The organism is Aestuariimicrobium kwangyangense DSM 21549 (genome assembly GCF_000421525.1).
GTDB lineage: Bacteria > Actinomycetota > Actinomycetes > Propionibacteriales > Propionibacteriaceae > Aestuariimicrobium > Aestuariimicrobium kwangyangense.
Window position 1 is genome coordinate 325,601 of record NZ_ATXE01000001.1, and the last position, 26,242, is coordinate 351,842.

23 protein-coding genes are annotated in these 26,242 nt (G+C 68.8%); 14 read left to right on the top strand and 9 right to left on the bottom strand.

Going from position 1 to position 26,242, the window contains the following annotated elements; all coding sequences use genetic code 11:
- Positions 1-62: 62 nt before the first annotated feature.
- Positions 63-1,118, bottom strand: a complete 1,056-nt coding sequence (locus H507_RS13955) for a DUF2332 domain-containing protein (protein WP_022908964.1) — start codon at positions 1,116-1,118, stop codon at positions 63-65.
- A gap of 101 nt (positions 1,119-1,219) precedes the next feature.
- On the opposite strand from H507_RS13955, the gene H507_RS13960 reads away from it, so the two are divergent.
- Both H507_RS13960 and H507_RS0101550 read left to right on the top strand, forming a co-directional pair.
- Positions 1,220-2,518 carry an alpha-L-fucosidase gene (locus tag H507_RS13960; protein WP_211217281.1) on the top strand — a complete coding sequence of 433 codons (1,299 nt, stop codon included), beginning with the start codon at positions 1,220-1,222 and terminating at the stop codon, positions 2,516-2,518.
- Between the two features lie 41 nt (positions 2,519-2,559).
- Positions 2,560-3,333: a sugar phosphate isomerase/epimerase family protein gene (locus H507_RS0101550; RefSeq protein ID WP_022908966.1), complete on the top strand. Its 774-nt coding sequence runs from the start codon at positions 2,560-2,562 to the stop codon at positions 3,331-3,333.
- Positions 3,334-3,379: 46 nt separating this feature from the next.
- Here the strand turns inward: H507_RS0101550 and H507_RS0101555 are convergent, their stop codons facing one another.
- Positions 3,380-4,423 carry a LacI family DNA-binding transcriptional regulator gene (locus tag H507_RS0101555; RefSeq protein ID WP_022908967.1) on the bottom strand — a complete coding sequence of 348 codons (1,044 nt, stop codon included), beginning with the start codon at positions 4,421-4,423 and terminating at the stop codon, positions 3,380-3,382.
- 235 nt (positions 4,424-4,658) lie between these two features.
- Between H507_RS0101555 and H507_RS0101560 the strand changes: the two genes are divergently transcribed.
- Complete coding sequence (locus tag H507_RS0101560) at positions 4,659-5,726, top strand: glycoside hydrolase family 43 protein (RefSeq protein WP_022908968.1); 1,068 nt, start codon at positions 4,659-4,661, stop codon at positions 5,724-5,726.
- Between the two features lie 82 nt (positions 5,727-5,808).
- Here H507_RS0101560 and H507_RS17075 read toward each other — a convergent pair whose 3' ends face one another.
- On the bottom strand, positions 5,809-6,720 hold the full coding sequence (locus H507_RS17075; RefSeq protein WP_022908969.1) for an aminoglycoside phosphotransferase family protein: 912 nt from the start codon (positions 6,718-6,720) through the stop codon (positions 5,809-5,811).
- A 153-nt stretch (positions 6,721-6,873) separates the two neighbouring features.
- On the opposite strand from H507_RS17075, the gene H507_RS0101570 reads away from it, so the two are divergent.
- The gene (locus tag H507_RS0101570) at positions 6,874-10,401 is read left to right on the top strand and encodes a hypothetical protein (RefSeq protein WP_022908970.1); all 3,528 of its coding nucleotides are present in this window, start codon (positions 6,874-6,876) and stop codon (positions 10,399-10,401) included.
- Positions 10,402-10,464: 63 nt separating this feature from the next.
- On the opposite strand, the gene H507_RS0101575 is transcribed toward H507_RS0101570, so the two are convergent.
- From H507_RS0101575 to H507_RS0101595, 5 genes are all read right to left on the bottom strand, one after another.
- The gene (locus H507_RS0101575) at positions 10,465-11,667 is read right to left on the bottom strand and encodes a TIGR04053 family radical SAM/SPASM domain-containing protein (protein ID WP_022908971.1); all 1,203 of its coding nucleotides are present in this window, start codon (positions 11,665-11,667) and stop codon (positions 10,465-10,467) included.
- 189 nt (positions 11,668-11,856) lie between these two features.
- Positions 11,857-12,624 carry an anti-sigma factor gene (locus H507_RS0101580; RefSeq protein WP_022908972.1) on the bottom strand — a complete coding sequence of 256 codons (768 nt, stop codon included), beginning with the start codon at positions 12,622-12,624 and terminating at the stop codon, positions 11,857-11,859.
- Positions 12,621-13,217 (bottom strand): ECF RNA polymerase sigma factor SigK, encoded by a 597-nt coding sequence (gene sigK, locus H507_RS0101585; protein WP_026377617.1) that lies wholly within the window; start codon positions 13,215-13,217, stop codon positions 12,621-12,623. Before sigK ends, H507_RS0101580 begins: the two co-directional genes overlap by 4 nt.
- Before the next feature lie 69 nt (positions 13,218-13,286).
- The gene (locus tag H507_RS17575) at positions 13,287-14,036 is read right to left on the bottom strand and encodes a class F sortase (RefSeq protein WP_022908974.1); all 750 of its coding nucleotides are present in this window, start codon (positions 14,034-14,036) and stop codon (positions 13,287-13,289) included.
- 83 nt (positions 14,037-14,119) lie between these two features.
- Positions 14,120-14,944, bottom strand: a complete 825-nt coding sequence (locus tag H507_RS0101595; RefSeq protein WP_022908975.1) for a hypothetical protein — start codon at positions 14,942-14,944, stop codon at positions 14,120-14,122.
- Between the two features lie 305 nt (positions 14,945-15,249).
- On the opposite strand from H507_RS0101595, the gene H507_RS0101600 reads away from it, so the two are divergent.
- The 9 genes from H507_RS0101600 to H507_RS13990 all read left to right on the top strand — a co-directional run bounded on the left by H507_RS0101600 (position 15,250) and on the right by H507_RS13990 (position 23,885).
- Entirely contained in the window at positions 15,250-15,849 is a 600-nt protein-coding gene (locus H507_RS0101600) for an SAF domain-containing protein (RefSeq protein WP_022908976.1), read from the top strand.
- Positions 15,850-15,890: 41 nt separating this feature from the next.
- A complete protein-coding gene (locus H507_RS13975; protein ID WP_157438843.1) occupies positions 15,891-16,700 on the top strand; it encodes a hypothetical protein in 810 nt (269 codons plus the stop codon).
- Positions 16,701-16,726: 26 nt separating this feature from the next.
- Positions 16,727-18,211, top strand: coding sequence for a TadA family conjugal transfer-associated ATPase (locus H507_RS13980; RefSeq protein WP_051139665.1), 1,485 nt, complete (start codon positions 16,727-16,729; stop codon positions 18,209-18,211).
- Positions 18,208-19,074: a type II secretion system F family protein gene (locus H507_RS0101615; RefSeq protein WP_022908979.1), complete on the top strand. Its 867-nt coding sequence runs from the start codon at positions 18,208-18,210 to the stop codon at positions 19,072-19,074. The genes H507_RS13980 and H507_RS0101615 overlap by 4 nt, the downstream gene beginning before the upstream one ends.
- Positions 19,071-19,979 (top strand): type II secretion system F family protein, encoded by a 909-nt coding sequence (locus tag H507_RS0101620; RefSeq protein WP_022908980.1) that lies wholly within the window; start codon positions 19,071-19,073, stop codon positions 19,977-19,979. Before H507_RS0101615 ends, H507_RS0101620 begins: the two co-directional genes overlap by 4 nt.
- 103 nt (positions 19,980-20,082) lie before the next feature.
- Entirely contained in the window at positions 20,083-20,331 is a 249-nt protein-coding gene (locus H507_RS13985) for a hypothetical protein (protein ID WP_157438845.1), read from the top strand.
- A 28-nt stretch (positions 20,332-20,359) separates the two neighbouring features.
- Positions 20,360-20,734 (top strand): TadE/TadG family type IV pilus assembly protein, encoded by a 375-nt coding sequence (locus tag H507_RS0101630; RefSeq protein WP_022908982.1) that lies wholly within the window; start codon positions 20,360-20,362, stop codon positions 20,732-20,734.
- The gene (locus tag H507_RS0101635) at positions 20,731-21,165 is read left to right on the top strand and encodes a TadE/TadG family type IV pilus assembly protein (protein WP_022908983.1); all 435 of its coding nucleotides are present in this window, start codon (positions 20,731-20,733) and stop codon (positions 21,163-21,165) included. The genes H507_RS0101630 and H507_RS0101635 overlap by 4 nt, the downstream gene beginning before the upstream one ends.
- On the top strand, positions 21,162-23,885 hold the full coding sequence (locus tag H507_RS13990; RefSeq protein ID WP_022908984.1) for a LysM peptidoglycan-binding domain-containing protein: 2,724 nt from the start codon (positions 21,162-21,164) through the stop codon (positions 23,883-23,885). The genes H507_RS0101635 and H507_RS13990 overlap by 4 nt, the downstream gene beginning before the upstream one ends.
- A 103-nt stretch (positions 23,886-23,988) precedes the next feature.
- Here the strand turns inward: H507_RS13990 and H507_RS13995 are convergent, their stop codons facing one another.
- Positions 23,989-25,374: an MFS transporter gene (locus tag H507_RS13995; protein WP_157438847.1), complete on the bottom strand. Its 1,386-nt coding sequence runs from the start codon at positions 25,372-25,374 to the stop codon at positions 23,989-23,991.
- Between the two features lie 175 nt (positions 25,375-25,549).
- Here H507_RS13995 and H507_RS0101650 point away from each other — a divergent pair, with 175 nt between their 5' ends.
- On the top strand, positions 25,550-25,939 hold the full coding sequence (locus H507_RS0101650; RefSeq protein WP_022908986.1) for a hypothetical protein: 390 nt from the start codon (positions 25,550-25,552) through the stop codon (positions 25,937-25,939).
- Positions 25,940-26,242: the final 303 nt, after the last annotated feature.

The following is a 26,242-nucleotide window of genomic DNA, read 5'->3' on the forward strand; positions in this document are numbered from 1 at the left end:
GTGTGAGCCTAACAGCCAACCCTCGTGGCGGACACAAGCGGCGATGACGTCATGTGACGCGGTCACAGTATCCAGCCAGCGTGTCCATCCCCTTGGTATTGGGGCACGCCGTCGAGGGCGATCACGAAAGCTCCCTTGCGCAGACCCTCGCGGAATTCGGTGGTGAAGGCGTCGGCGATCTGGGGTACCACCTGCTGTCCCTCGTTCGAGATCCAGTGGCAACGGTGCTCGGCGACGGCCGCCAGCATGCGGTCGGCGAACGCGGCACGCTCGTCCTCCTCGAGGTAGGCGAGCACGGCCGAGTGCACGATCACCGGTTCGACGTCGCGGGGGACGAGCCTGAGCACCTCGTCCAGCACGCCCGGGCGGGTGATGTCACGGGGGAGGACGCGCACCGGATTGCGTCGGAAGGCCTCGAGGGCGGCGTCCAGCCGGGCCAGCCGATCCACCTGGCCGGGCCAGATCAGGGTGCGCAGCCAGTGCACGTCGTCGGGATTGAACGGCTGCAACGGGTTGATGTCGACCCCCAGCCGCCATCCGATCTGTGGAAAACCCTGGGGACAAGCTGTGGACCCCAGGCAGCGGACGGTGACCTCACCGACCGGAGTGGGCACGCGGTCGTGGCTGAGCGTGGCCAACGGTTGCCCTGCGCGATTCACGTAGTGGATTCGGAACTGTTCAGGGTTGAGGACCAGCCCCGCCGAGGCGCCGAACTCGATCAGCGCGACGGGTTTTCCACAGTTCTGGACGACCTTGTCCACAGCCGGTAGCAGGACCGCAGCCCTGGCTGCCTCGTTGGTCTGGGTGTGGTGGCTCCCCATCACCGCGACGACCTCCGGCCAGTGCGCGTGCAGGCTGTCACGGAATCGTCCGTACTCGTCGGGGCGTGGCTCGGTCTGGTCGGCGGGCACCAGTGCGGGGTCGACGAAACGCGCGGCTGCGAACACCAGGTTGGGCTGGCGCTCGCGCGGCGGCCGGGTCGAGATCAGGGCGCAGGTCTCGGGGTCGGAGCTCAGTCCCAGGGCCCAGGCGGTGTAGACGGCGGAGTGGCGTGTGGTCTCCTGCTCGGCGAAGCGGGCCGAACGGGCGGCGACGTCGAGGGTTGCGGCTGGCTCCATGGCAGCAGTCTGCCGCGAGCAGCGGTGGACCTGCGCAGGGGCCTCGTCCGTTTCCCTGACCGGTGGACCGGTCACGCGGGTGCTTCGTCAGGATGGAACCCGTGCCTCCTGCGAACCTCCAGCCCCTGCCCCAGCGGCCCATCGAGCAACGGCCGACCCCCCAACAGCGGCCGACCCCCCAGCAACTCGCCTGGCAGCGCGACGGCATGGGCGTGTTCATCCACGTCGGACTCAACACCTTCCACGACCTCGAGTGGAGCGACGGCACCCTGCCGGCGGCCTCGTTCAACCCGACCGCGCTGGACGCCGACCAATGGGTGCGCACGGCCAAGCTCGCCGGTGCCCGGTACGTCGTGCTGACCGCCAAGCACCACGACGGCTTCTGCCTGTGGCCCACCCGCACCACCGAGTACTCGGTGAAGAACTCGCCGTGGCGCGGGGGCGAGGGCAACCTGGTGGCCGAGGTGCGCGCGGCCTGCGACCGGCACGGGCTGGCGTACGGGCTCTACCTGTCGCCGTGGGACCGCAACGCCGACTGCTACGGCGACGAGGCGGCCTACGACGAGTTCTACCTGGCCCAACTCACCGAACTGCTCTCGGGCTACGGAGACCTGCACGAGATCTGGTTCGACGGGGCCGGGTCCGACGGGCACACCTACGACTGGGCCCGGATCATGGCCGTGGTCGACGACCTGCAGCCGAACGCGATGGTGTTCAACATGGGCCGGCCCACCATCCGCTGGGTGGGCAACGAGGACGGGGTCGCCGCCGACCCGGTCGTCTACGTCGCCCGCGGAACGGCCCTGTCGAACTACACCGACGCCGCCCTCGACCTCGACGCCGACGTCTACCTGCCACCGGAGTGCGACGTGTCGATCCGTCCGGGCTGGTTCTGGCACGCCGACGAACGACCCAGGTCGCTGGCCGACCTGATGTACATCCACGATCGTTCGTTGGGGCTCGGGGCGGGTCTGCTGCTCAACCTTCCGCCGGACGACCGCGGGCTGATCCCCGACGAGGACGTCACCCGGGTGCAGGAGTGGACCGATGCACTCCAGCGGCGGTTCGCCGATCGGTTCGATGCGACCGTCACCCCGGTCGACGGAGGAACGATGCTGACCTTCCCGTCACCGGTCACCATCGACGCCCTCTGGTTGCACGAACAACTTGAGGATGGCCAGCAGATCTTCGAGCACCGCGTCTGGGCGTGGGACGGGGTCGCGGCCACTCAGGGGGTCACCCAGCGGGCCGTCCTCGCCGCGGAGGGGCGTGAACTCGCACACGGCGGCACGGTCGGCGTCCGACGGTTGCACCAGTTCGACCCGGTGACGGTCAGCCAGGTGGTGGTGCGCCACGAGGCGGGGACGATCGAGTCGGCTTCGGGCCATCTTTCGCGCTGAACACCTCCCGGGTGAGCCGGGCCGCCTGATTGAATCGTTTCATGGCTTCACTCGGTTGCGTGATCAACCCGTCCATGGTTCTGCCCGACACCCTCGACGCCGATTTCGTCGAGCCCTGCCTGATGGGTCGTTTCGTCGGATCCGAGAATGGACGGACCGTGGTGCTCCCGCGCGCCACCGACGGGCTGGGCGGGTTGCCGGTGAAGGGTGCGGCGGTGCTCTTTCCCGGCGACCTGGCCCTGGCCGATCCTGCGACCCCCCTGGAGCACATCACCCAGCACCTCGACCGCGTCGCTGAATCCTTGGCGGCGGTCAGCGACGGAGGCTGGGTCGTGCTGGGCAGTGGTGCCAGCCGGACGATCCCGGCCCACGTCGAGCGTGAGGTGGGGCTGGCCCGGCTGGCAGAGGTGGTGGGCGAGGCCACCCAGCGGTTCGCCGCCGTCGGGTTCGAGGTGCTCCTCGAGCCGCTGCGGAAGTCCGAGTCGAACGTCTTCAACAACCTCGGCGAGACCGCCGAGTACCTCGACGAGCACGGACTCGGCAACCGGATGGTGTGCGACACGTACCACCTGTTCAGCGAGGGTCTGACCTCCCCGCATGCCGTCGCCCAGGTCGGACGCATCGGACACGTGCACCTGTCGGGGCACGACCGGCTGCCGGTGCACCGCGACGCCGACGCGGTGTTCGAAGTGTCCGACGCCCTGGTCGCGGCCGGCTACCAGGGACGCTTCTCACTCGAGTGCGCGTGGCCCAATGGTGTGGACGACCTGATCGCCGACCTCGCCGTCTGCCGGGAGCGCCTCCCCGTCGCCTGAGCCGGCCTGGCAGCCGTCGGTTCACACGGCACGGAGATTGATCGGATCAGTCGCCGGACCCGGTCCGGGCCGCCGCACCGACGGTCGACTCGCGCTCCTCGAGGCTCCAGGGGACGTGCACCCGAGCGCCGTGGTCGCGCGCGACGGTGCCGTTGATGCGAGGGATGAGTTCGTCCAGCACCGCCGCCACCAGGGCGTCCATGTCGGGGGCGATCGTGGTCAGGGTGGGCACGGAGAATCGTCCCTCGGGGATGTTGTCGAACCCGGCGATGGCGATGTCCTCGGGGATGCGGCGGCCATGCTCATGGCAGGCTCGGATGGCGCCCATCGCCATCAGGTCGTTGAAGCAGAAGACGGCGTCGGGGGGTTCGTCCATGGCGAGCAGTTGCTGCATGGCCCGGTAGCCGTCGCGCCGGGAGTACTCGCTGACACCGACCACGAGGCTGTCGACGAGCGGCAGCCCCGCCTCGGTCAGCGCCTGCGAGTAGCCACGCAGGCGAACCGACGAGGTGGCCTGTCCCTGCGGGTCGAGCACCTCGCGCCCGATGGCGGCGATCCGGCGGCGTCCCAACCCGATCAAGTGGTCGGTCATGGCTCGGGACGCCCGCACCGAGTCGACGCTGACCAGCGGCACCCCCGCAGGCACGGCCCGCTCACCGAGCAGGGCCATCGGTGTCTGGGTGGCGCGCTCCTCGATGGTGGCCGCGTCGACCACCAGGGGTGAGAAGACGATGCCGTCGACGGCGAGCCGGGGGAGCCCGCGCAAAATGGTCTCCTCTGAGTTCAGCGACCCGTGGGTGGTCTCGAAGAGGGTGAAGAACCCGCGTTCACTGGCGGCAGCGCTGAACTTGGCGCCGAGGTCGGCGAAGTAGGGCGACTGGATCTCGGGCACCACGAGCGCGAGGAAACCGGATCGTCCGTTCTTCAACTGCCGGGCCGACAGGTTGGGACGATAGCCCAGTTCGGCGATGGCGGCCTCGACCCGCTCGCGGGTGGCCGCACGGATGTGGGGCTGGTTGTTGACGACGTTCGACACCGTCTTCACCGAGACGCCGGCCAGCTCGGCCACGTCCCTCAATCGAGCCGCCATGGTGCTGACTTTAGCCTTCTGACCGTGAACCTTCTGATCGAGTGCTTCACACCCGATGGGGGTGAAGAGGGAGCCGGTTCCGGGTCGCGGCGGTGGGCGCACGCGACCTTTCACCCGGTTCGGCAGTTCCGGTGGCCGGCGCCCGATCTCGGCCGATCCGCTGACAGGTGACCCCGGCGCATTGCACAGTGGCCCCAGCATTGCAGCGCTGCACCTCAGCTCCCGAGGAGCACCCATGTTCCAGAACCTCATGCCGGTGTCGCGCGGGCTGGCCGCGCGAGCGATCGCACTGGCGGCCTGCCTCGTGCTGGCAGCATGCGGGTCGCCATCGGGGGGCGCCACCATCACCGAACCGCCACCACCGGCGACCACCGCACCGAGCCGGGAGGCCACCATGGGATTCACCAACCCCGTCCACGCGTTCAACTTCCCCGACCCGCAGGTGCTCCGCGACGGCGACCACTGGCTGGCCATCGCCACCAACGGGGCGGGCATGAACGTGCAGACCATCACCAGCCCCGACCTCGTCAGCTGGGAGCAGGGGGACGATGCCCTGCCGCGGGTGGCCGAGTGGTCGTCCTCGGGCAAGGTGTGGGCCCCCGAGATCATCGCCTGGCCCGGTGGTGGCTACCGGCTCTACTACACGACCAAGTCACCCGATCCCGCGCTGCAGTGCCTGTCGGTCGCCTCGTCGGCCACCCTTGCCGGCCCGTACACCGACGTGTCGACGGCGCCGATCATCTGCGAGACCACTGAGGGCGGATCGATAGACGCCTCGCCGTTCATCGACGACGACGGCAGCGCCTGGCTCTACTGGAAGAACGACGGCAACGCGATCAGCGCCGACACCTGGATGAAGGTGCAGGCGCTGTCGAAGGACGGGCTGCACGTGGTCGGCACACCCACGAGGCTGTTCAAGCAGGACCAGGCCTGGGAGGGTCCGCTGGTGGAGGGACCAGCGGTCGTCAAGGTCGACGGTGTCTACCACCTCTTCTATTCCGGCAACGGCTTCTGGAGCGACAAGTACGGGGTCGGGCACGCCGTCTCCGACAAGCCGACCGGGCCGTTCACCAAGGACCCCGACCCCCTGCTGACGTCCAACGACGTCGCCGCGGGCCCTGGTCACAACCAGTTGTTCAAGGTGGGCGACCAGTGGTGGACGGCCTATCACGCCTGGCCGCCGGGATCGGTGGGCGACGAGACCGTGGGGCGCCAGTTGTGGCTGGGGCGGGTGACCTTCGACGGACGAAAGGCCTCGATCGAACCTCCCACGGTCGACATGCCCGTCAGGCCCGGCGCCTGAGACGGTCTGGGGGGACTGTCCACAGGCTGGGGGCATTCGTCCACAGGCGCTGTGGGCAACTCCGAAAGACCGCTGCGAGTCCTCAGTTCCCACCACGGGGGTTCGGCTCACCCCTGACCGCGGCTCGGAAGTCCGCGAGGAAGCCGTGATCGGGGTCGCCTGCCGGTTCGCCCACCCCCTGTTGAACGGTCCCCTTCTCCGCGATCCCCAGTTCCCCCATCCCCTGTTCCGCCAACCACAGGGCAACGGAAAGCGAGATCCGCGCCGCGTACCAGTAGAGCTTCGTCCGGCACTGCTCATCGAACTCGATCCCCATCGCCGCCAAGACCTCCGCCCACTGCTGTTCGGGCAGGTACCACCACAGCAGCGGTCCGGCGTCGCGGCAGGCGTCCGCCAGCACGATGTCGTCCCAGTCGAGCAGCCACAGACGGTCGTCGCACACGAGCATGTTCGAGGTGTTGGGTTCGTCATGGGTCGGCACCAGTGGACCGTCCACCAGCTGCGCCGCCCGGTCGAGGAAGAGCGCTGCGGACGACAACACCTCCTCGGTGTTGAGCCATGGTTCGCTGCGTCTCGCGAGGCGAGCCCGCAGTTGAGCGGCCTCCGAGGCGGCGGTCGGGCGTCGTCCGCGAAAGCCGTTGTCAGCAACGATCTCCCGCAACATGGCGTCACCATGGACGAGTCCGTACAGGGTTCCCAGCTGGTCGACGTGGCGACCCAACCAGGCGCGGTCGGGGGAATGTCCGTCGATCCACTCCTGGGCCAGCCACGAGCGGCCTACGATCTGCCCATGCGCAGTGATGCGTGGTGTCACCCCCAGCTCCGCCAACCGTCTCAGGGGAGCGACGGGGACGTCGAACGCCACGAACAGGCTGCGCTCGGCGGAGCGCGCGACCCAGCACTCCTTGCGCCAACCCTGACCGGGTCGCTCGATCGAAAACCTCTCGCCTGACCAGCTCTGGGCCAGGGCAGCCCTCGCATCGTCCTCGGACATGGCTCACCTCACGTCGTGTGCCCACCTTGGGTCACCACCCAAGACTCGCCCACGTCCCCGCCACGAGCACGGCACACGCCCCTTCGGCGTGTATCACGGGCGACCCCCCGTGCTCCTCCCCTCCAAGCGCCACCAACGTGTCAGGAGAAGCTCATGCTCACCATCGTCGCGACCCTTCCCGGCATCAGTGCCACAGCGGTCGACAACCATCGCGGCCTGATCTGGGTCGCCCAAGCAGACAACACCCTCAGCACCGTCGACTTCGCCGGCAGCCACGCCCCCGCGGTCGCCCTCTCCGGACCGGCCACTGGGCTCGCGCTCGGCGACCACCTGTACGGATCGAGGGCCGACGGTGTCCTGTTCAGGCTCGACCCCGATGACCCGGCGTCGGGTGACCAGACCGTGGTCGACACCCGCGACGGCTACGACCAGCTGGCGCTCAGCCCCCTGGGACGAGCCGCCCTGGTGGTCACCCCGACCACGGCGGCGCCGCTGCGACCACCCCTTCGTCCGCCGGTGCCCGGCCCGTGGGGCAGGCCCGGATGGGGACGACCGGGCTGGGGACGCTTCGGCCCGCTCGACCCGGGCTGGCTCAACGTCCGGCTGCGCGGACGCGGCACCCTCACCCAGGTCGACCTCGACAACGCCACCAGCAGCAACCTCGGGTTCGCCGGAGTGGTGGGAGTGGCCCAGTCGTCCGGTGTCACCTACGTCGCCACGAACCCGCTGGTGATCGGTGGCGGTCAGGTCAGCACCCTGGCAGGAGCCACGCTGACCCCGATCGCCACCGGACTGCCGCGCGTCGGACGGCTGGGCGTCTCGGAGGACGGCTCCGTGGTCGCGGTGACGCACCCGGCCTCGTCCGAGATCAGTACCGTCACCCCCGCGACCGGCACCGTGGAACGCTTCACCTCCGCCACGCTCCCGGGCACGCTGCTCGAAGTGCAGGGACGCAGTGGTGGCGGCTGGTGGGTCGTCACCACCGAGGTGATCGCCGCCGTCGACGCCCTCGCCGACCTGAAGGCCGATCCCACCATCGTGGCTCCGTCCGAACCCATCTTCGTGGGCTCGTGGGTGAAGCTCGACTTCGACCTGGGCACCAGTGGGTTGACCCCGCACGAGGTGCGCTTCGAGGTGCCGGACGGACCCGACGCGGGCATCGTCTCGCACACCCGACAGGACGGCGCCGCCGAGCCGACCCCGCTGCTGGTGGTCGGTGGCGCGCTGGGCGTGCACAAGGTCGTGATGATCGAGATCGCCACCGGCACCGAACTCGCCCACGCCGAGTTCGAGATCACCGACCTCTGGGAGCACGCCGATCACGGACCGGCCGGGTTCGTCAACATCGCCAGCAGTTTCGGCGGTGACTCCGGGTGGGGTGGTGGCCCTGGTACTCCCCAGAACATCAACACCCGTCCCCACACCGGCACGTGGCGCTCACTGGTGCTGATGGTCGACACCTCCAGCGGACGATGGCCGACCACCGACCCGGCGCTGGCCGACAACCGGACGAGCATCCTGCAGCACGTCAGCACCGGGTTCGCCACCGGCACCGCGACCCGCTCGGCGCGAGACTACTACGAGGAGAACTCCAACTTCGGCGGTGCCGTGGGCATGACGCTGGGAGTGCACAACTCGCAGACCTACGGCCCCATCAACCTGCCGAACGCCTGGGGCAGTTACTTCGTGCAGACCACGAACTCGGCCGGTGTGGTCACCGACAATCGGTTCACCTCGATCGGCACCACCCTGCAGTCGATCGTCACCCGCGGCATCACCGACGGCGTCATCACGCGGGCCGACCTGTTCGCCGTCGACGTGCTGATCGTGGTGGTCGCCTCGCCGGACGCCGCCGGAGGCCCGCCCGCGCGATTCGTGTGGCCGCACGCCAACGACCACGCCACCCTGCTGTGCGGCACCAATGTCACCACTGACATGCGCGACCTGGCGTTCGCCTACGTGCCGCTCGACTTCGCGGCCCATGACGGACGACACATGCACAGCACCCTGTCGCACGAACTCGGGCACACCCTGGGGCTGCCCGACCTGTACTCCTTCCCGGAGTACTCCGCCGACATCGACGGTCGCCTCACCAGCGACTGGGACATGATGGCCGGCTCCCGCAACCACCTGCCGCACTACACCATCTCGAACAAGATGCGGATGGGCTGGGTCGACCCGGCACACCTCAAGCTGTACAACTTCCAGGGCTCGAGCGCGGTCGCCGAGAACGTCACCCTGCACGCGGCCGAGTTGGGTGCCCCTCCCGCAGGACGGGTGCGTGCCATCGAGATCAGGTTGGGCGACGGCTGGAACTACTACGTCGAGTACCGGGCCATCCAGGCCGGCGCCGATTCGGACGCCCTGCTCACCGATCGTCGGGTGGTGATCACCGACGTCACCTCCGACAGCTTCACGGCGCCGATGGCCCGTCCGCCGATCGTGTTCGTGCGCAAGGACCTCGACGGTGACGGACCGCTGCTGGGCAACGGGGCCGACCTCGAGGAGAAGGACCCCGGCACCCAGATGGACCTCAAGGTCGAGGTGGTCTCGACCGATGTCGACAATGCGGTGGTCAAGGTCTCCTACGGCTCCAACGGCAAACCTGAACCCGGGATTCGTCCGTGGACCGGTGACCCCGACTGGCAGAGCCCCGACATCGAGGTGCGCAACGCCAAGACCGCCGCCGACCCGGCCCAGTTCAACGTGCCGTGGCTGGGTCACGACAACACGGTGGTGGCGAAGGTGCGCAATTCTGGCGACCTGCTGGCACGCGGCGTCGTGGTCGACTTCTTCGTCACCGAGTACACGACCGGGGACGGCCCGTGGGTGCCGCTGGGATCCGACACCCGCGACATCGGTCCCAACGCCGTCGTGGAGTTCACCGCACCGTGGGCACCGGCCGCGGCGGACGGACGCCACTACTGCGTGATCGTGCGCATCCGGCTCTACCAGGACCCGGGCAACCTGGCCATCGTCGACAACAACATCTTCAACAACGAGGCCAGGTCGAACTACACGCGGTTCGTCTCGTCGTCGGCCTCGCCGTCGTCGAGGGTTGGCGCGGAGGTGCTGCTGGCCAACCCGTTCTCCGACAGCACGAGGGTCTTCGCCCGGGTGCAGCAGACCCACCCGCAGCACCGCATCTTCATCGACCACACGTGGGTGCAGGTGCCGGCCAACGGCCAGGCTCCCATCAAGGTCTGGGACGAGGCGCTGTGGGGCCACCCGGACTGGTGGACCCAGGGCGGGGACGACCACCAGCAGGAGCGGACGCCGGGGCGGCTCTACAAGGAGCCCAACCGGGTCAGCATCTCGGGCTGGGCGGCGCGTCCGTTCGAGTCGGACTGCGGTGGGCTCACCCTGACCGGTGGGGTCGGCATGCGTGTCGACGCCGGCCGGGAGACGAGGGTGGTGCCGGGTCGGGTGGGGGTGCACTACACCACCGGGCAGGTGGTCTACGTCGACGACAAGTCCGGGGTGACCAGCGGTGGGGTGGTGCTGATCGAGGTGGTGTCGAACGGCGGCAAGTCGTTCACCGTGAAGACCGAGGTCGGTGACTCCGGGCAGTTCGGGGTCGACTACGCCAACGACTTCGACAACGACACCAGCCACGTGGTGGTGCACTACCTCGGCTCGTACGGGGCGGCGGCCTGCGAGTCGGAGAGACTTCCCGTCTGAGTTCCAGCGCGGGGGGCCAGGGCGGTGCGACGTCGGGGGATCGTCGCACCGCCCGCTCGCGCGTCAGCGGGTCGCTGGACCTGCGACGGGGCGCCGGTTTGCCTGATGGACGCCCTCACGCAGCTGGGGTGGCACGTGGGCGCAGAAGGGTTCCTCGGCGAGGTGGTCCCCGGTCATCGCGTAGGCCCGGGCACGGGAGCCACCGCAGGCGTCGCGGAACCCGCACACCCCGCACTTGCCCTTGAGCAGGGTGCGGTCGCGCAGCTCACGGAAGATCGGTGCGGTGCGGTAGATGTCGATGATGTCGTCCTCGCGGATGTTGCCGGCCTTCACGGGCAGGAAACCGGACGGGTACACGTCGCCGGTGTGGCTGATGAAGATGAACCCGTCGCCGTCATTGACGTTGCGGGCGCGTCCGATGCCGTCGGACTGGGAGTAGTGCATGCCCCGGGTCATCACCTCACGCACGTCCTCGTCGGCACCGGCTCGCACCTCGGCGCGCTTGCGTTGCATCACCACCCGCGAGTACTGCGGGGCGGCGGTGGCCTTGATGTCGAAGGGGGCTGTCTTGCTGAGGTCGTAGAGCTGGTTGAAGACCTGCTCGAACTCCTCGGCCGAGGCGACGTCATCGGCCTTGGCTCGTCCCATCGGCACCAGGAAGAAGACCTCCCAGAAGACCACTCCCAAGGTGGTCATCAGCTCGGTCATGGCGTCCATGTCGGCGATGTTGGCCTTGCGGATGACCGTGTTCACCTGGGTGGTCAGACCGACCTCCTGGGCTTGTCGGAGCAGCCTCAGGCCGTGATCGAAGGACCCGTCGACCCGGCGGAACTCGTCGTGCAGACCGGCGTTCGACCCGTCGAGGGAGACCGCCAGTCGGGTGAGACCGACGTCCTTGAGTTCGCGGAGCAGCTCCGGGGTGGCGATGGCGGTGGTGGCCGGCGTGATGCCCATCCGCATGCCCAGCTCGGCCCCATAGCCGACCAACTCGACGATGTCGGGACGCTTGAAGCAGTCGCCTCCCGAGAACACGAAGACGATCTGCCCGAACTCGCGCAGTCGGCGCATCATGGCCTTGGCCTCGTCCGTCGTCAGTTCGAGGGGGTGGCGCAGGGGTTGGGCCATGGCGCGGCAGTGCTTGCAGGCCAGGTCGCAGGCCTGCGTGGTCTCCCAGATCGCGATGAACGGTGCCTGGTCGAAGTCGAGGTGGCGCCGCGGAGGGGCGGCCGGGTGCAGACGCTCGGGGGGTGCGGTGAGCTGGGCCATGGGGGTGAATCTACGACGTCGCGTCGTAGTGGACGAGGCCGGGCGCGGCTATGGGGTGGCCACCCGTAAAGGCTTCAGGGACCGGTCCCGCAGGACCGATCCCTCCCGAAGCACAGCCCCCCAACCGCTCCCCCCCAGGAACGATCACCCCACAGCACAGGTCCCCCCGACCGGTCCCTCCCAGGACCGTCAGAGTTTCGCCAGCGCCTGAGGCGTGGTGGTCGGTTGTTCCGAACCGCTGGCTGGCTCGTCGGTGACGGCGATCGCCTGTGCGCCGGGAATCCCCTCAATCCACACCTGCGTCCGGCCGCCGGAGCCAACCAGCCCGGCCGACTTCGGGGTGCCGTCGTGCATCGTCCAGATCTGCCAGGCGCGCCCCTGCTTGGGGGCCGGCAGACCGGAGGCGACGAGCACGCCCTTGCCCAGTTCTCCCGAGACCACGTAGGTCAGCGGGGAACCGTCGCTGAGTTGGGTGCGGTGAACCCGTACATCGTCCGCGGCAAGCAGCAGCGTCAGATCGCGCTCGCTTGCCTGCGTCCGTTCCAGTTGTGACTGGTGTTGTTGCTGCTGGACGACCACTCCGGTGCCCAGCAGGATGCTTGCGACCATGGCCGCCGCGGCCACCAGCCAGGCCAGCCTCGCGGACGACCGGCGGCGTCCGATGGGCGTCACCGTCGCACCCGACTCACCGTGGCGCACCGCCGGCGATGACTGCTGGTCGATGCCGGGAGTCGCCGTGTTCGGCACGCCCGAGATGCCCGCCAGCACGGACGCCCGCAGGTCGGGCGGGGGAGCGGTCGCCACCGCGTCCGCCATCGTCGCCAGGCTCTCGCGGAACTCGCCCACCTCACGGCGGCACGACTCGCAGCCGAGCAAGTGGTCCTCGAACTGGGCGTGCTCCTCGGGTTCGATGGCGTCGACGACATAGGCGCCGACCCAGGAATGGATGTCGGTCATGTCTGCACCCCCAAGGTGTCCCGTAGTCGGATCAGGCCGTCGCGGATTCTGCTCTTCGTCGTCCCCAAGGGTAGGTCGAGGGCGGTGGCGATCTGGGTCTGGCTGTACCCCCGGTAGTAGGCCAGGGTGAGGGCTTCGCGTTGGCCCTCGGGCAGTTGCTCCAAGCCCTTGCGCACCCGCTCGACGTCGAGATTGCGCTCGACGTCCGACCACACCTCGTCCACCTCGTCGGAATCGCTGAGGCGGTGCCAGCGCTGGTCGCGATCGGTCTGCTTCTGCACCGACCGCACCCGGTCGACGGCTCGCCGGTGGGCGATCGTGCACATCCAGGCCATCACAGATCCCGATTCGTCTCGATATTCGGCCGCCCGGCGCCAGATCTCCAGGTAGACCTCCTGCACCACCTCAGCCGCCAGGTCGGGGCCGCGCAGCACCCGCAGCACCAAGCCGTAGAGCCGCGAACTGGTGAGGTCGTACAACTCCGCGAAGGCCGCCTCGTTGCCACTGCTCGACCGCTGCACCAGGTCGCGAAGCACCGCCGAATCACCGCTCGGCGTGGACTCGTGGTGCGCTTCGGCTCCCGGCACTGTCACCGCCTTGGTGTGTTCGCGTGGTCCGGATCCGTTCGGATCCTTGGGTCGTGGCTTGGCCTTCTCCTCCCGTCATGTCGACGAGGTGAGGTCGGCCCACACGATCACATTGGAGTCGTACGTGTGCTGCGACCGATCGTACTGTCCACCACACGTGATCAGGATGAGCCGTGGCGTGGGGTCGGCCGAATACACCTCCTGGGCGGGGAAGCTGTTCTTGGGAAAGGTGCCGATCCTGCGCACGGTGAAGGTGGCGGTGGTGCCGTCGGCGCGGCTGACCGACACCTGCGTGCCGACCTTGACCTCGCCCAGCCGGTAGAAGACGGTCGGACGACGGTTCCAGGTCACGTGCCCCGCCACCACCGCCGTGCCCGGTCCCCCGGGGGTGTGTGCCCCGGTGAACCAGCCCGCCAGGTCGGGGTTGTCGGGGGTCTGCATGGCGCCCCCGTCGAGCCCCAGTGACACCAGCGACGACGAGACGCCGATGCTGCCGATGGTGAGGCGTTGGGGGATCGACTCCGTGAGCCGGGCAGTCTGGGGAGACGAGGACGGCCCCACCGTGGGTGCACTGCTCCCGGTGGTGGAGCCGGAACGCGAGCTGGTCGCCCGAGAACTTGGGCCTGAGCTGGTCGGACCCATCGACGTCGGGGGAGCCGACGCGGTGACGACCGGCCCCTCGGCGGCCACCGGAGCCGGGGGCCCCGGCTCCTGACCGGTCAGGGCGACCGCGACTGCGGTGACCCCGGCCAGAGCCATGACCGCCACCGCCGCCGCCCAGCGTGCGGGGGTTCCGACGAGGAGACGACGACGGGGTGGGGTCATGGCTCTGGACCTTTCAGGACGGACGTTCTGGGGTGCTGCTCGGGTGGTGTTCCAGCGCGGAGCGGGGGCCCGGAGGCACCGGCTCAGGACTGGCGGTTGGCGGAACGCGAGGCGCGGCGTCCGAGGGCGACGGTGGTGCCGGCGCCGGCCAGCAGCAGTCCACCGAAGGCCAGCAGGCCCTGGTGCTCGACGCCGACCCCAGCCTCACCGCCGGTGTTGACGCCGGTGGGGACGGGCATCCCGCAGGTGGCACCGTCCGTGGCCTCCTCGGGGATCCCGGACACACCCAGCGACTTCGCGAAGGACGACTCGCCGAGCCCGTCCATGTCGTACTTGTCGTTGCCGTTGGCGTCGACTCCGTGCTGCACGATGTGCAGCATCGACAGGTGCTCGAGCGTGCCGGCGGGCAGTTCGGCTGCGGTCAGGGTGCGGGTGTAGCGCAGGTTGCCCTGGGCGTCGGCCACCGGCATGCGGTCGACCGCGAGACCGCTCTTGGGCGAGGTGTCGCCCTTGGTGGTCAGCGAGATGTGGATGCCGCCGTACATGGGCAGACCCTCCTCGACGCTGATGTAGCCGTTGTTGTTGCTGTCGGCGTCCGGGCCGGGGCAGGTGAAGTGCTTGCCCGACAGGTCACCGTGGATGTGCTGGGCGTGCGGCATGCCCGGGGTCATGCCGTGGTCGTTGATCTGCACCTTGAGCCCGCCGTCGGCGGTGGGGGTCAGGACCGCGGTGCCGCTGGCGTTACTGCCCTTCAGCGGGTCGAGGCGGATCGTGACGGCCTCGTGGGAGTGGCCGGGGTGGGCGTAGGCCGGGGTGGAGAGGCCGGCGGCCAGCGGGACGGCGAACGCCGCACCCACGGCGAGGCCGGCGGCGAGGGTGGTGGTCTTCTTTGACTTGAGAACTGACATGGTGTGTCCCTCCATCGGTGCCGCGGCTCTCCCGCGACGGTCTGATGGGGATTCGGAGCCGTCTGCGGATCGGATGGGACGGTTCGTGACTTTTCTCACCGAACTTCTCCGGACGACGGAATCTGTGGACAACTCGTGGAGGTCGCGGCAGTTGTCCACAGGTTCGCCTTCTCGCCGGATTCTTGACCCCATCGATTCGTAGCTTTCCGGTCATGGGGCAGAGCCGAGCCAGACCCACATCACCGTCACAGCGGACGGAAGACCCGTTCACGCCCTCCCCGGCGGCCGTCGGGCAGCCGGGTGCGGTGTTACGGCCGCGCCGGAGCCCCCGACTGATCGTGATCGGGGTGTTGGTGGCCTGTCTGGGCGCCCTGGGAGGAGCGGTGGCGTTCACCCAGACGACACATGCGCAGCCCGTGGTGGTGATGGTCGCCGACGTCGCCCGTGGTGAGGTCGTGGAGCGGGGAGACCTCGGGGTGGCCGAGGTCGGTGTCCCGCCGGGGGTCGAGTCGTTCTCCGCCGATCGCATCAGCGAACTCGTGGGTCGGCACGCGCTGGTCGACCTGCCGGCCGGGGTGCTGGTGGGGTCCACCTCGATCGGCACACCTGTCGCCGAGGAGGGGATGAGCCAGCTGGGCCTCAAGCTGGGCGCCGGACGACTGCCCACCTCTCCGCTGCCAGCCGGAACCACGGTGCTGCTGGTACCGGTGCCCACCAAGGATGACGGTGGGTCGGCGGGGCCGATGCCGAATGAGGGCATCCCAGCGACGGTCGTCTCACAGCCGACAGTCCTTCCCGACGGTGCCACGTGGGTGGTCGACGTGGCGGTGGCGGACGAACAGGCGGTCAGGGTGGCCCAGCTCGCAGCCGGTGACGCCCTGGTCGTGGTGAGGCAGGAGCGCTGATGGCCCTGGTCTTGCTCGCGTCGGCAACGGGATCGCCGGGCGTGACCACGTCCAGTTTGTTGCTGGCGCTCACCTGGCCGCGCGACGTCGTGCTGGTCGACGCCGACCGAATCCCGAGTCAGGCCATCGAGTCCGGCTACCTCCGAGACCGCGGTTCGTCCTCGCCCGGGCTGATCACGCTGGCCCAGGAGCGCCGCTCCCGCGTCACCCTCACCCGTGCCGTCTGGGAGCAATCGGTGCGCCTCACCGACGGGGACCAACCGAACCGCCGCTTCCTTCCCGGGTTCACCCACCCCGGGGCTTCCGACCTGTTCGCCCCAGCGTGGGAGGACTTCGCGGCGACCCTGGCCGACCTGGAGTCCGCCGGTGTCGACGTGGTCGTCGATGCGGGTCGGATTGGCTCCGGGCTGCCGACGGGCCTCGTGCGCCACGCGGATTTGGTGATGATTGCCACTCGGACGAGCCTGCGGGCGCTGGCCGCCACTCGGCTGAGCCTTCCTTCGGTCATGGAGCCGGTGGGCGAGACTGCTGCGCAGGCTGAATTCGGACTGCTGATCATCGGACCGGGCCAGCCCTACGGCGAATCCGAGGTGGCCCACCAGTTCGGGGTGCCCGTGCTCGGATCGCTGCCGCATGACGCGGCGGCTGCTGGCTTCCTCAGCGATGGCGACGGCACGGCCCGAAAGTTCGACAGATCGGCACTGCTGCGGGCTGGGATCGCGGTCTCCCAGCGGCTCGCGCAGCGGGTGGGACGTCGATCTCGGGTGCTGGGCGATGGTGAACCGCGCCCGGCGGGCACGGGTTGGGGTCTCCCGGCTGACACCGCTGACGTGGGTGGGGTGCCACGGTGAGCCCCGACCTCAGCGAACCGACGCGACTGGCCCTTGACCAGGCGTTGCGACGACTGCAGTCGCCCTCGGCACCCCGTCCACCGACGACTGTGGTGACCGGACCAGGGGTCGGGGCGCCACCGGCAACCCACCTCGGTGTGTCAGGCGTCACGGCTGGTCGGGCGGCTCCGACGCCCGTCCGGGGAAAGGTGGCGTGGGCCGAGACCGTGGAACTGCGCCGCCGAGCCTCGGACGAGATCACGCGCCTGCTCGAGTCCGACCGCGAGTCGTCCCAGAGATTGTCCGACGAGGATCGCAGGGCACGAGGACGATCGGTGATCCGACAGGTCGTGCACCGCAGGGCCGAGGAGTTGGCGGCGCAGGGACGCGAACTGTGGGACGCCGACCGGGAGCAGGCCCACGTCCAGGCGGTGCACGATGCGATCTACGGGTACGGCCGACTCCAGCCCGTCTTCGAGATCGCCGAGGCCGAGAACATCGAGATCCACGGCTACGACTCGGTGATGGCTCAGTTCGGTGACGGGCACCGGGAACAACTGGAGCCGGTGGCCGACTCCGACGAAGAACTGGTCGACGCCATCAGGTTCCTGGGAGAGCTGGCCTCACCCCCTCGTCCGTTCGACGACGCGCACCCCATGATGACGATCGCGGTGGGGGAGAGGTTTCGACTGCACGCCATCGGCTTTGGGCTGAGTCATCGTCCGTCGGTGATCATCCGGCAACACATCCTCACCGACGTGACCTTGGCCGAACTCTCAGACGGCGGCATGATGCCCGAGCACGTCGCTCGCCTGCTGCGTGCAGCCGTGCGCGGCCGGTTGTCGATGGTGGTCTCGGGCGATCAGGGGGCAGGCAAGACCACCTTGTTGCGCGCCCTCATCGACGCCATCCCGCAGACGGAACGTTTCGGGACGATCGAGACCGACTACGAACTGCTCACCCACCTGCAACCTCGTCGCCGCAACATGCTGGCGCTGCAGGCTCGGGTCGGCCTCGGCGAGACCCAGGACGGACGGACAGTGGGTTCCTGGTCGGTCGCCGACCTGATCCCGGAGGCGCTCCGGCAGAACCTGTCCCGCCTCGTGGTCGGCGAGGTGCGTGGCAGCGAGGCCGGAGCCATGTTCGAGGCGATGATGTCCGGTGCCGGCACCTTGTCGACGACCCACGCGCACTCCGCGGCGTCCACCCTGGACAGGTTGGCGAGCAGGGTGGCCCAGGGCGGCACGGTGACGATCCCCGAGGCCTATCGCCAGATCGCGCACAACATCGGGCTGGTCATCCACGTCAGTCTGGTCGATGACACGTGGCGAGGGGGCGTGCGACGACGCCACATCAGCGAGATCCGGTCGCTGACCGGCGCCATCGAGGGCGATCGTCCGGTGACCCATCTCGTCTACCGGGCCGCAGAACCCGGTCAGCCCGAGATCTTCCACCCCGAACCGGAACTGGTCGAACGCCTGAGCCCGTTCGACACTGATTGGTCCCCACGCCGCGATGGGTCGGGCAGGTGAACACCCTGGCAGTCGTGCTGTCGGGTGGCCTGTGCGCTGGGGGCCTGACCATGGTGGTGATGGGCCTGCTCAAGGTCCATCCGCCCTCGGTGCGGGCCGCTGCCGACGCTCCTCTGAGCCGAGCCCGACACTGGCTGAAGGGAGTGTCGCGACGAACCTGGATCGCCTCCGGTCTGGGGTTGTTGGCTGGACTCGTGGCGGCCATGGTCACCACGTGGCCGCTGATGATCGTGGTCGGACCCTTCGCTGCGGTTGGCATCCCGTGGCTCCTGACTGCACCACCCAACCGTGAACTCGAGCTGCTGGTCGCTCTTGACCGCTGGATCCGGGGGCTGGCCTCGTCCATGCCGACGGGGAAGTCGATCGCCGATGCTGTGCGAGCCACTCGTCGTCAGGTTCCCGCGACCATCGCTGAGCAGGTTGCTGTCGCAGTGTTGCGGATGGACGCTCGCTGGAGCGCGTCTGATGCCCTGAGGGCCATGGCCGACGACCTCGACTCGCCCCATGCCGATGCCTGCCTGGCTGCTCTCGCGCTGGCCTCCGAACGTGGTGGCACGGGCGCCACCGCGACCCTGAACTCGCTCGTCGACTCGATGCAGGCACGCCTTCGAGCGCTTCGTGAGATCGAGGCCGAGCGTGCCAAACCCAGGGTGGTGGTCAGGCAGGTGACCCTCATCACCATGGCCGTGATGGGAGCAGCCCTCGTCTTCGGTGGGAGCTTCTTCGAACCCTATTCGACCCCCCTCGGCCAAGCCGTCCTCGCCTTGTTGTTGCTCGCCTACGTCGGTTCGCTGGTCATGCTTCGACAGAGGACGATGCCTCCGCGCCGCGAGCGCATCCTCATGCGGGAGGGGCAGCGATGAGCGGCTGGGGGCAGTTGCCGTGGCTGGTCGTGGTGGCCTCGGGTGCTTTGGTCGCCCTCGGACTCTGCTTGGCGCTGATCGGGTTGCTGAGGAGGCCCGTTCGGCTGGGGGACGCCCTGGCCGTCTTGGACGGGGCCCCGACCTCGCGCCCCTGGGTTCCCCCGGTCAGCAGTGGTGTGGATCGCGGCGACCGGCTGGGCCACTGGGTCCTCACCCGACTGCGGGTACCGGTGTCCGAACCCACCCGGCGACTGCTCACCCTCAAGAACAGAAGTCTGAGTGACTATGCGGCCGAGAAGGCGGCACTCTCGGCGATCGGCTTCCTCGGCCCCGTGGTGTTCGGGACGGTGGCCCTGGGCCTGAGGCTCGGAGTGGGGTGGACGCCGTTCTGGGTCGCCCTCGCAGGCGCAGCGATCGGCTGGTTCGTCCCCGATGTTCGCCTCCGTTCCCAAGCAGCCCAGACCTCGTCGGACGCCTCGGAGGCCATCTGCACCTTCGTCGACCTCGTCACCTTGGAGCGGCTGGCCAACCAGTCGTCCAGCCAGGCGCTGCAGCGAGCGGCATCGGTTTCGCAGACACCCCTGTTCAGGGCCCTGCAGGCCGCCCTCGAGCGTGCCCGCCTCGAGCAGCGGCCAGCGTGGCAGGCACTCGCCCAGGTGGGGCGCGACCTGGACCTGCAACAACTCGCCGACCTCGCAGACGTGATCCGGCTCGACGAGCAGGGTGCAGCCCTCAGTGGAGTACTGCGCGCCAGGGCAGAGGAGCTTCGCGACGCCCAGTTGCTCAACGACAAGGTCCACGCCCAGGAAGTCTCGGAGTCGTTGACCATCTGGATGGTGATCCCGGCGATGGTGTTCGGGCTGATCTTCCTGGTCCCACCCCTGATGAGGTTGGTGGCGTCGTGACGTCGGACAACACCCGGACAACACCTTCGCCTGTGGATAACTGCCTGTCCGCCCCCGCCGCGTGTTCGACTGGATGCGCAGCACCACCCGAGAGGAATGCGCCATGACACTCACCACCGCCCTGTTCTGGACCATCGGACTGATGGGACAGGTCCTGACGACTGGCACCCAGGCGATGTCCACCCGCCACCCGGCGGTGCATGAGCGCCCGTCTGGCCCGGGCCGCCGGCCCGACGAACGTGGTCTCTCGCAGTCGACCGAGAACGCCATTCTGCTGGCCGGCGCCGTAGCAGTCGCGGGCATCGTGGTGGCGGTGATCACGGTCTACGTGCGCAACAAGTTGCCCCAGTGATCCCTTCCTGACCACCTCACCGCCGCTGATGCCTCACCTGTTTCCCGAGCGTGACCACCGCGGGCTGTCCGAGTCCGTGCAGTGGGCCCTGCTCGCGCCCCTGGTGCTTCTCGTCGTACTGGGACTGATCCAGACAGGGGTGCTCCTCAACGCGCGCAACACCGCGCATCACGCCGCGATGGCTGCCGCGGAGACGGAGTCGCTGCTGGGAGCACAAGCAGGGGACGGACGAACCGTCGCCGACCGCATTCTGGCGCCAGTGGGTCTGCGCGACTCCTCGACGACCATCACCCGCTCGAATGAGAGCGTCACGGTGGTGATCAGCGGCAACGCGCCCCTGTTCTTCGACATCGGGCTGGGCAGGGTCGAGGCCCGCGCGGTGATGCCCGTGGAGCGTCCATGAACGGGCGCTCGCGACTGGCTCGCGATCGTGGGATGTCGCTGACCGTCGAGACGGTGTTGCTGGTGCCGGTGTTCGTGCTGGTCCTGATGGCGATGGTGGCCGGGTGGCGGATCTGGTCGGTTCGTGCCGAGGTGCGCCACGCCGCTGCCGCTTCCGCTCGGGCCGCAAGCCTGCAGCCTGCAGGTGCATCAGCGCGCTCAGCTTCCGAGCGGGTGGCGGAGTCGCAGCTGGCTTCGTCCTGCGAGAACCCCGTCATCCTCGTCGACACCAGCCAGTTCGGGCGTCGAGGGGGCACTCCCGCGGAGGTCACCGTCAGGATCAGCTGTCGAGTTCGGTTGGACGACCTCCTGGTTCCCGGGTTACCGGGCTCCTTCGAAGCCACCGCCAGCGCCCACTCCAGCCTCGACCGGTTCCGGGAGCGACGACCATGAGGCTGCTGCGCGCCCTGGGCGCCCTGGTTGCCCTCACCGCCCTCCTCCTCGGAGTGCCCGCGGCCCTGTTCGCGTGGGGTGACCTCGGCGCACTGGCGCCCTCCCGCTGGGGCACGCTCTGGTCGGGTGCGGCCACCGCGGGAACGGTGATTGCCGTGGTCACGCTCGTGGGATGGGCGTGTTGGGTGTTGCTGATGGTCAGCACCGTGGCAGAGGTGGTCGCCACACTGTCCGGGGATCGAGTGCGCTGGCGAGTGCCCCTGACGGGCTGGGTGCAGCCGATCGTCGCTGGGCTGCTGGCGGCCGTCGTGGCAGGACTCCCAGGGGTGTCGTCGATGGAGCGCTTCGGCGAGCACGAGCCGATGACACCACCGTCGATCGCCGTCCCCAGCTCCGTGGCTGAATCGGACGTTGCGGCGGCCCCCGGTTCGATCCGGAGCAGTGACGCCGAACCTTCCTTGAGCAGCTCGCGAAGCGTCCACGTGGTCGCCGACGGTGAGGAATTGTGGACGATCGCCGAAAATCGCTACGGGGACGGCCAACGCTGGCAGCAGATCGCCGAAGCGAACGGACTCACCCTCGATTCCCCGATCCTTCCCGGGATGCGACTGGTGCTCCCGGGCGTTCCTCAGGCTCAGGCGGTGGCTGGTCCGGGAGCCCCTCCCCAGTCGGCACCGGACCGGGTCGTCGTCCGGGCTGGTGACAGCCTCTGGACCATCGCCGAGGAGCACCTCGGTGATCCCGAGCGTTGGCCCGAGATCGCAGACCTGAACCGCACCCTGATCATCGACCCGGATGAGATCGAGGTCGGCTGGACGATCGTTCTTCCCCACGCCGAAGAAGAGGACCCACCGAGCCCCGCCCCGATTCCGGAGGACTCCGAGCAGGACCCGTGGCAAGCTGAGCCGACAGGTACGCCTGCAGACCCATCCGCGACGTCGACCCCCACCACCACGGCTTCCCCTGACGCGACCGGCGCCGGTCAGCCACCATCGGGGAACACGGCGGCTCCAGCAACGTCGCCCGCGCCGCCGCCAACCCAGGTCGGGCCGCCCTCGGCTCGTCCGCACTCCGATACCGACGATGCCCCCTTGTTCACGCGCGAGCCTCTCCGCCTGCTCGCCGGTGGCCTCACTGCTGCCTTGGCGGCGGCGGTGAGCGCTGGTCTCGTGGTGCGGCACCGCATCCAGAGTGACCAGCGTGATCTGGGACGACGCCCGGTGCCCGCGGGGGAGTCGAGCCGTCGTCTCGAGGCAGTGTGGGCCGCCCAGGCCGACGAGGCCACCGAGCCCAGCGGCGTCACGGGGACCACTGTCATCGTCGGCGAAACCCTCGACGAGCAGCAGCCCGTCACCTTTGACCTGACCGGCGTCACGGTCGTCCGCGGACCGGAAGCACTCACTCGTGACCTGCTGGGCGCGGTGTGCACGTGTCTGGCGTCAGCCGAGTGGAGTGCCACCACCGAGGTGGTCGTGGTCGGACGAGGTCTGGCCTGGACGACCGCGCTCGACAGCCCCATGCTCCGGTACGCCCCCGAAGCTGCCGTGGAACTCCGTGCGGCGGCCGAACGCGCCCACCACCGACGCGTCGCGGCCGACGAACTGGATGCGGACCTGGCCGAGGTCGTCGTCTTCGCCGACCTCCTGGAGGCCGACGAACGCGACCTGCTCATCGAGGTGTTCGAGGACGCTCCCGGGATGGCCGCCGTCGTGATCGACAACCCCGGACGGACCCCGTGGACGCGACACGGATGCGTCATTCGGGTCGACGACGAAGCGACTGCGCGCGTGGGTGAGGGTGCACCGTTCGTCCCCTGTCTGGTCGGCGCCCCGGCGCGCCGGGCCCTGATCGACCTGCACGCCAGCGCCACGACCACGGAGACGACGCGGGCGCCGTGGTGGGCCGATGATCCGCCGCCGGGCGTGAGCACCATTCACAACCCGCCCGACATCCTGGAGGAGGCCAGCATGACCGCCGTCGACGCACATCGCGACAGACCGACGTTGCTGCTGCTCGGCCCCATCCAGCTGGTCGGGACGCGTGGCACCCGACCGTCTCGCGCGGTGAAGGCCTGCGAGGAGTACTGCGGGTGGCTTCTCGAGAACCCGGGCCAGTCCAGCCAGAAGATGGCCCAGTCGCTGATGGTGGCCGAAGCAACCAGAAGGTCAAACATGAGCCGTCTCCGCGTCTGGCTGGGCGCCGATGAACGTGGTCAACAGTTTCTGCCGGAGGCCTACACGGGGCGCATCCAGCTTCATCCCGGCGTCTCGTCCGATTGGGACGAGCTGCAACTCCTGATTCAGGCCGGGGTGAACCGCACCCCCAGCCAGGCGTTGGTGCAGGCACTGCAACTGGTGAGGGGTGAGCCTCTGGCCGACGCCGCTCCCGGGTTGTGGCACTGGGCCGAGCAGTGGCGACGCGACATGATCGCCACCCTGCGCGACATCGCGTTGGTGCTGGGGCAACGCAGCCTCGACAGTGACGACCTCGAGGTGGCCAGGTGGGCGCTCAAGCGAGGGCTGGCGTGCGCACCGACCGATGAGTTGCTGTTGAGCATGATGATCCGCGTGGAACACCGGTTGGGGAACCGCGGTGAGGCGGAGCGGCTCGTGATGTTGGTGACCCGTCTGGCCCGGACCCGCGGTTACGACCTGCGAGTCGACACCGTGATGCTGATCCAGGAGGTCATGGAGGGGCGGATCCGGACCCGGAAGGCCTGAGCCGTTCCGTCGCAGACTCTCGCCTTCGGGACAGACTTCACCGCTACAACCGGGCAGTTTGTCCCAAAGGTGAGAGTCTCCCGGTGGGGAGGGCGATCCGGCTTCAGGCCGGCTCGGCCCTGGGCTCCTCCGCCACGGTCACCACGGGCGCAACCTCGTCCTCGATCGCCTGCTGTTCCCCAACCAGGCTGCCCGACCCGTGCTGACCGACGTCAAAGGCCTCGCGGCCACCGGTTCGTCCGGTCTGCCACCAGAACCAGACCGCAAGCAGCAGGTAGGCGACACCAGTGCCGATGAACACCAGGTGGCTGAACCCGCCGGCGGGCAACACGAGGATCGCCAATGCTGCGGCCGCCACGATCGCGGCGTTGAAGAGCATGTCGTAGATCACGAAGACGCGACCCTTGTAGTTGTCATCCACATGGATCTGGCAGACGGTGTCGACCACGATCTTGATCGACTGCGCGAACAACCCGATGCCGAAGGCGGCGATCAGCAGTGTCGTCCGGTGAAAGATGGATCCCGGAATGGCCTGCATCACGGCGGTGCCGAGCAGCAGCATCATCAAGGTGGTGCGCAGCCCGAACCGGTGGGCCAGCGGCGGCACCAACACGGCGGACAGGACGAAGCCGACGCCGGTGAACGCACCCCACAGGCCGATGTCGGCCATGGCCGCGTTGACCTGCTTCACCGTGTGGAAGTAGTTGCGGTACCCGAGGATGACGCCGACCGAGATCAGTCCGAAGCACATGCGGGCGACGAAGATGGTGGTCAGTCCGATGCCGATGGGGGCCTGGTGGCGGATCACCGAGAGGGCTTCGCGTAGGTCGGGCAGCACCCGTTTGACGCTCGGACGGGACTGCCCCGGTTCGGGTCCGAGTTCGTGTTTGCCGAAGCCGAAGGCCAGGGCCACCGAGGTGCAGAACATCAGCGCGGCCACGACGAAGACGATGGCATCGGCCTGGTGGGTCTGCATGTAGCGGGGGGCCAGGGCGACCCGAAGCCCGCCGGCGATGGCACCACCGATCAGCACCCCGGTGGGGCCGATGGTGGGCATGATCGAACTGGCGGTGAGGTACTCCGACTTGTTCACGGTGTACGGCAGGCCCGCGGTCAACCCGGCCAGCAGGAAGCGGTTGGCGCTCATCGCCACCAGCAGCAGCCCGAACATCACCGCCTGGATCCGGAACGATCGATCGCCGGTGAACACCAACGCGGCCAGGCTCAGGGCGATGGTGGCGCGCAGCGCGTCGGTCCAGACCACCACCCGCTGGCGCGACCAGCGGTCGAGCACCACCGAGGCGAAGGGACCCAGGAACGAGAAGGGCAGCAGGGTGATGGCCAACACCGCGGCGATCGCGACCGCGTTGGGTTGCGACTGGGGGCTGAAGAGCACGTAGCTGGCCATGCCCACCTGCAGGGTTCCGTCGGAGGCCTGGGTGGCGATGCGCACCGCCAGCAACCGCTTGAACTTGGGGTGCCTCGCCATGCGCTGGATGCTGCGCCAGAAGTGCACGGGCTTCCTCGGGTGTGAAGGGTGGGCAGGGGTCGATCTGGCGCCAGCCTAGCCGCGCTCCAGACCCCACCCGGCCCCGCGCGTGAGCTCAGCGGAAGGTGCAGGGGTTTCCCGGGGGAGGCTCGGCCCACGCCGGTAGGCTCGGGGCATGAACCAGCGCCGGGAGGATGCGAAGCTCCGCTTCGAACTCAGCCAGGGCCAGGCCCGCAGCGAGGCGGTGGCCGCCCAGAAGTTGATCGACGACTTCGTGGCCACCTGCGTCGAACGTGGCATCGCTCCCGAACCGTTGAAGGCCCGGCTGATGACCGGGCAGGTGGTGAAGACCGACCGCAAGGGTTGGTACATCCGCGCCAACAAGTCGCTGGCCATCGGCGACGGCGGGGAGTTCTACCAACTCACCGTGCCCGGGTCGATGCTCGAGCGACTTCGTGGGGTGAATCTGGAGCCCACCCAGCCTGTGCTGGTGGTCAATCGAGGCGGACGAGACGGTGATGCCGGCGACCTCGCCGACTTCCTGGCCTGGCGGCTCGCCACCTGAGGCTCGCCACCTGAGGCTCGCCACCTGGGCCTCTTCACTGGTGGACCAACTCGTCCCAGGGCATGCACCGGGGGACTGCTGGTCACCCCCAACAGCCCCCCGGGCGTCTGTGCAGCCTGTCAAGGAGTCACTGCACCGTGTCTCACTTCAAGCTTGTGACAATGATGCATGTGGTCTCAGCTTGCGTCAAGGATTGCGGCAGTGTTGCCCGCCACGACTTCACCGGTTCTGCGTCTGCGACAAGCCATTTCCCTCACGGTCAGGGCTTTCACGCGGCGAAGCCGTGACTGAGTTATTCTCAGC

Bases quoted from the DNA above. Each gene is read 5' to 3' on its own strand.
- H507_RS13955 (WP_022908964.1), bottom strand. From the start codon at position 1,118: ATGGAGCCAGCCGCAACCCTCGACGTCGCCGCCCGTTCGGCCCGCTTC.
- H507_RS0101550 (WP_022908966.1), top strand. From the start codon at position 2,560: ATGGCTTCACTCGGTTGCGTGATCAACCCGTCCATGGTTCTGCCCGAC.
- H507_RS0101555 (WP_022908967.1), bottom strand. From the start codon at position 4,423: ATGGCGGCTCGATTGAGGGACGTGGCCGAGCTGGCCGGCGTCTCGGTG.
- H507_RS0101560 (WP_022908968.1), top strand. From the start codon at position 4,659: ATGTTCCAGAACCTCATGCCGGTGTCGCGCGGGCTGGCCGCGCGAGCG.
- H507_RS17075 (WP_022908969.1), bottom strand. From the start codon at position 6,720: ATGTCCGAGGACGATGCGAGGGCTGCCCTGGCCCAGAGCTGGTCAGGC.
- H507_RS0101570 (WP_022908970.1), top strand. From the start codon at position 6,874: ATGCTCACCATCGTCGCGACCCTTCCCGGCATCAGTGCCACAGCGGTC.
- H507_RS0101575 (WP_022908971.1), bottom strand. From the start codon at position 11,667: ATGGCCCAGCTCACCGCACCCCCCGAGCGTCTGCACCCGGCCGCCCCT.
- H507_RS0101580 (WP_022908972.1), bottom strand. From the start codon at position 12,624: ATGACCGACATCCATTCCTGGGTCGGCGCCTATGTCGTCGACGCCATC.
- H507_RS17575 (WP_022908974.1), bottom strand. From the start codon at position 14,036: ATGACCCCACCCCGTCGTCGTCTCCTCGTCGGAACCCCCGCACGCTGG.
- H507_RS0101595 (WP_022908975.1), bottom strand. From the start codon at position 14,944: ATGTCAGTTCTCAAGTCAAAGAAGACCACCACCCTCGCCGCCGGCCTC.
- H507_RS0101620 (WP_022908980.1), top strand. From the start codon at position 19,071: ATGAGCGGCTGGGGGCAGTTGCCGTGGCTGGTCGTGGTGGCCTCGGGT.
- H507_RS13985 (WP_157438845.1), top strand. From the start codon at position 20,083: ATGACACTCACCACCGCCCTGTTCTGGACCATCGGACTGATGGGACAG.
- H507_RS0101630 (WP_022908982.1), top strand. From the start codon at position 20,360: ATGCCTCACCTGTTTCCCGAGCGTGACCACCGCGGGCTGTCCGAGTCC.
- H507_RS0101635 (WP_022908983.1), top strand. From the start codon at position 20,731: ATGAACGGGCGCTCGCGACTGGCTCGCGATCGTGGGATGTCGCTGACC.
- H507_RS13990 (WP_022908984.1), top strand. From the start codon at position 21,162: ATGAGGCTGCTGCGCGCCCTGGGCGCCCTGGTTGCCCTCACCGCCCTC.
- H507_RS13995 (WP_157438847.1), bottom strand. From the start codon at position 25,374: ATGGCGAGGCACCCCAAGTTCAAGCGGTTGCTGGCGGTGCGCATCGCC.
- H507_RS0101650 (WP_022908986.1), top strand. From the start codon at position 25,550: ATGAACCAGCGCCGGGAGGATGCGAAGCTCCGCTTCGAACTCAGCCAG.